Source organism: Polaromonas sp. P3_C2, from assembly GCF_056402675.1.
Genome location: NZ_JBFUGX010000397.1, coordinates 1 through 3,955, shown reverse-complemented (window position 1 = coordinate 3,955; position 3,955 = coordinate 1). Strand labels below are relative to the sequence as shown.

Annotated in this window: 4 protein-coding genes; 1 reads left to right on the top strand and 3 read right to left on the bottom strand. The window is 61.8% G+C overall.

From position 1 onward, the window contains the following. Window positions 1-202 precede the first annotated feature (202 nt). The 3 genes from AC1DWI_RS15835 to tal form a co-directional block, all read right to left on the bottom strand. Entirely contained in the window at window positions 203-1,063 is an 861-nt protein-coding gene (locus AC1DWI_RS15835) for a DUF3047 domain-containing protein (protein WP_477725182.1), read from the bottom strand. A gap of 90 nt (window positions 1,064-1,153) precedes the next feature. Further along, on the bottom strand, window positions 1,154-2,731 hold the full coding sequence (pgi, locus tag AC1DWI_RS15830; RefSeq protein WP_477725181.1) for a glucose-6-phosphate isomerase: 1,578 nt from the start codon (window positions 2,729-2,731) through the stop codon (window positions 1,154-1,156). A gap of 20 nt (window positions 2,732-2,751) precedes the next feature. Further along, the gene (tal, locus tag AC1DWI_RS15825) at window positions 2,752-3,699 is read right to left on the bottom strand and encodes a transaldolase (protein ID WP_477669915.1); all 948 of its coding nucleotides are present in this window, start codon (window positions 3,697-3,699) and stop codon (window positions 2,752-2,754) included. A gap of 141 nt (window positions 3,700-3,840) precedes the next feature. Here tal and AC1DWI_RS15820 point away from each other — a divergent pair. Next, on the top strand, window positions 3,841-3,955 hold a 115-nt coding region (locus AC1DWI_RS15820), incomplete at its 3' end, for a hypothetical protein (protein WP_477725183.1).

Here is a 3,955-nt window from a genome sequence, read left to right as displayed (position 1 = left end):
GGTTTGATACCAGATCAGAGAACTTCAATACTTTGTTGCATTGAAGGAGTGGTAATTTCCCTAAACTCCGCATTATTAGATGCAACAAATTGTCAAGGCCAACGTGACGCGCTCTGCCAATACAGGCCGCTAGCCGGCGTTGCTTGCTCAAGAGGCAGAAAAATGAAATCTGTCGGCGTAGGCACGCCGACCGGTCGCGGCGCTATTTGCGCGCGACAGCCGAAGCCGGCACCAGCTTGAGTGGCCCGTAGAAGGCCTGCAGCTGGCCCTCGTTTTTTTCGCCCTCGGTGAAGACGGCGAAGCTCAGCAAAGCGCCCGGATCTTCGCCAAAGGCCTTGCGGTAGTCGGCGCGGATATCACGCTCGTAGCTGCGCCATTCGTTGTAGCCGTGGTCGCCCGAGTCGACAATGATCTTGCGGATACGGTCGGTGCGGTCGTTGACGACGACTTCGCCTGGCCGGTTGACGCGCGACCACGAATAAACCAGCGTCGCGAACGGCATTTCTTCGCCGGTCAGCAGCCGGCTCAACTCGGACAGCAGGGAATTTTTCATCGACAGCCGCGAGCGGTCGCCTTCGAACGCGAGCACCACCCGCACCGGCACATCCTCGAGTTGCGGCAGTGCAAGGTTGGTGCCCGCACCGGCGTACGGCACGTTCCAGGAAAAGCGCACGAGCCCAAGCTGGTCGGGCTCGATGCGGTGGCGATGGCGCAGGATGCTGCCGGACGCCTCGACCTTTGCGAGCACCGCGTCGCGGCCCTCATGACGCACATAGCTGTAGCTGGCCGGCTGCTTGCCCGGCACGCGGAAGATTTCCCACCTGAGGTCGTCTGGCTTGAGCTCACCGGCCTTGGGCGGCGCCGACATCTCGGCCCAGGCGGTGCCAGTCACCCCCTCCGCCGGCCCCAGCGTGCCGCCGCGGCTGACCGGCTCATCGACATCGGTGTCCTCGTCGGGCGCCGGGCGTGTCGCGCAGCCGGAGACCAGAGCCAGCGTGRGAAACGCTGCAGCGAACATCGAAAAACGGGGGAAAAGGCGGCGAAGCGGAAGGGAAAAAGACATGATGCGAAGCCATCGAAAAATCGGCGAAGTGGCAAGTTGACCACGGAAGCGCGCGCTCCCGCAATGGAAAAACGCACACTTTTGCGGTATTCAGCCGGCAATCTTGCGCAGCAGGCCGGCGGTCGAGCCATCAAGGCCAAAGACGTCCCCGCTGTGCAGGCGTGGCTCGATGTCTTTGGCCAGCACCTTCCCGAGCTCGACGCCCCACTGGTCAAAACTGTTGATGCCCCAGATCGCACCGCTGACAAACACACGATGCTCCTGCAGGGCGATCAGCGCGCCCAGGCTGGCTGGGGTGAGCCGCTCAAGCAACAGGAAAGTACTGGGACGATTGCCGGGAAAATGCCTGTGGCCTCCGACCTCTTCTTTGCCGGTCATCAAGGCTTGCGCCTGGGCCAGAACGTTGGCCAACAATTTGGCGTGATGCCCCGGCAGGTCGTGCGGTGCGTGCGCGGCTGTTTTCACCGCCACAAACTCGACCGGCACCACCGACGTCCCCTGGTGCAGCATTTGAAAGTAGGCGTGCTGGCCGTTGGTGCCGGGTTCGCCCCACAGCACCGGGGACGTTTCAAACGGCAAAGCCTTGCCGTCCGCATCCACGCGTTTGCCGTTGCTCTCCATCTCCAGCTGCTGCAGGTAGGCCGGCAGGCGGCGCAGCGCGCTGCTGTAGGGCGCGATGCTGCGGCTGGTAAAGCCATGAAAGTTGCGGTACCAGACGTCGAGCAGACCCAGGCGCACCGGCAGGTTGCGCTCCAGGGGTGCGGTGCGAAAGTGCTCATCCATGGCGTGCGCGCCGGCCAGCAGCTCGCGAAAGCCGGCTGCGCCAATGGCGATGGCTACCGGCAAGCCGATGGCCGACCACAGCGAATAACGCCCGCCCACCCAGTCCCAGAAACCAAAGGTGGTGCTGATGCCGAATTCGTTGGCTGCCGCGACGTTGGTCGTCAGTGCGGCGAAATKCCGGCTGATGTCGCGTCCGCCTTGCGCCTCAAACCAGCGCCGGGCCGAATGCGCGTTGGTCATGGTCTCGGTGGTGGTGAAGGTTTTGGACGCGATCAGGAACAGCGTGCTTTGCGGCTTGAGCCCCTTGAGCACGGTAGCCAGCTCGTCCCCATCCACATTGGAGACAAAGTGAACGCGCTTGCCGGTGGCGGCGAATTCGCCGAGCGCCAACACCGCCATTTGGGGTCCCAGGTCGGAGCCGCCTATGCCGATATTGACAACGTCGGTGATGGCGGCATCCGCGCGCACCTGTTCGGCATACGCCAGCATCGCGTCCAGCGTGGTGTGAACCTGGGCCAACTCGGTTGCTATATTTTTAATAGCTGCTGGCGCACGTTCATATTGGGCTACGGCCGGATTTCGCAGTAAAAAATGCATCACGGCGCGCTTTTCGGTGCCGTTGATCAGTTCCCCGGCAAACATCGCGTCGCGGTGCTGCTCCAGCCCGCACGCGCGCGCAAGGTCAAATAGCAAGGCCTGGCTGGCGGCATCGATCAGGTTTTTGGAAAGATCCGCAAAAACGTGGGGAGCGTCCTGGCTGAAGCTGGCGAAGCGATCCGGGTCGGCAGCAAATGCCGATTTCAGGTCGAAAGTTTTGCCGGAAGCGGCATACAGCGCCTGCAGCGCAGGCCATGCGGAAGTCTGGTCGCAACGCGGTCGGTTCATGACGTGTCCTGTGCGGGAGGTTATGCGGCCAGCATCAGCTGTTCAAGCTTTACGGCATCGGCCGCGAAAGCGCGAATGCCTTCGGCCAGCTTCTCGGTGGCCATGGCGTCTTCGTTGAGCGCGTAGCGGAATCCGGCTTCGTCAAAGTTCACTGGGGGCAAATCCAGCGCCGCTGCGGCTTTGGCATCGAGTGCGCGCGGCAGCGCGGTATCGCTGGCGGCAAGCTGGGCCAGCAGTTCCGGGCTGATGGTCAGGAGGTCGCAACCGGCCAGTGCAGTGATCTGGCCCACGTTGCGAAAGCTCGCGCCCATCACCTCGGTGGCAATGCCGAAGTGCTTGTAATGGTTGTAGATCTCGCGCACCGACTTCACGCCGGGATCGTTGGCGCCGGACATGGCGGCTTCGTCCCAGGCGGCGCCGGCAGTTTTTTTGTACCAGTCATAGATACGGCCCACAAAAGGTGAGATCAGCTGGACCTTGGCCTGGCCGCAGGCGATGGCCTGGCAGAACGAAAACAGCAGCGTGAGGTTGGTGTGGATGCCGCGCTGCTCCAGCTTTTCAGCCGCCTGTATGCCTTCCCAGGTGGCGGCGACCTTGATCAGCACGCGGTCAATGTGAATGCCTTCGGCCTGGTAGAGCTCGATGATGCGTTCGCCGCGTGTATACGTGGCGTTGGCGTCAAAGCTCAGGCGGGCATCAACCTCCGTCGAGACCCGACCCGGAATGATGGAAAGGATTTCGCAGCCAAAACGCACCAGCAGACGGTCCATGACTTCGTCAAGCGCCCGGCCCTTGAAGCGGCTCACGGTGTCTTTCAGCAGGGGCTGGTAGTCGGCCTTCTGCACCGCCTTGAGGATGAGGGAAGGATTGGTGGTGGCGTCCTGCGGCTTGAACTGCCCCAGTTGCTTGAAGTCACCGGTGTCAGCGACTACGGTGGTGAACTGTTTCAGGGCGTCAAGTTGGGTCATGGCTGGGTGGCTGGTCAAAACGCGGAGTGGTCCGGATGAAACACCGTACTGTGCCTGGATGCAGGCATTTCACGGGTTCGATGTCGAGTTACCATTATGCCCATAGAATATGAAACTTTATTACCAAGACAATTTTTTACCATGAGTTTTGACCTCATCCTGTTTGGCGGCACCGGCGACCTGGTGTGGCGCAAGATCATGCCGGCCCTGTTCCAGGCCTTCCGCCACGGCTCGTTGCCGGAGGGCGGGCGCATTG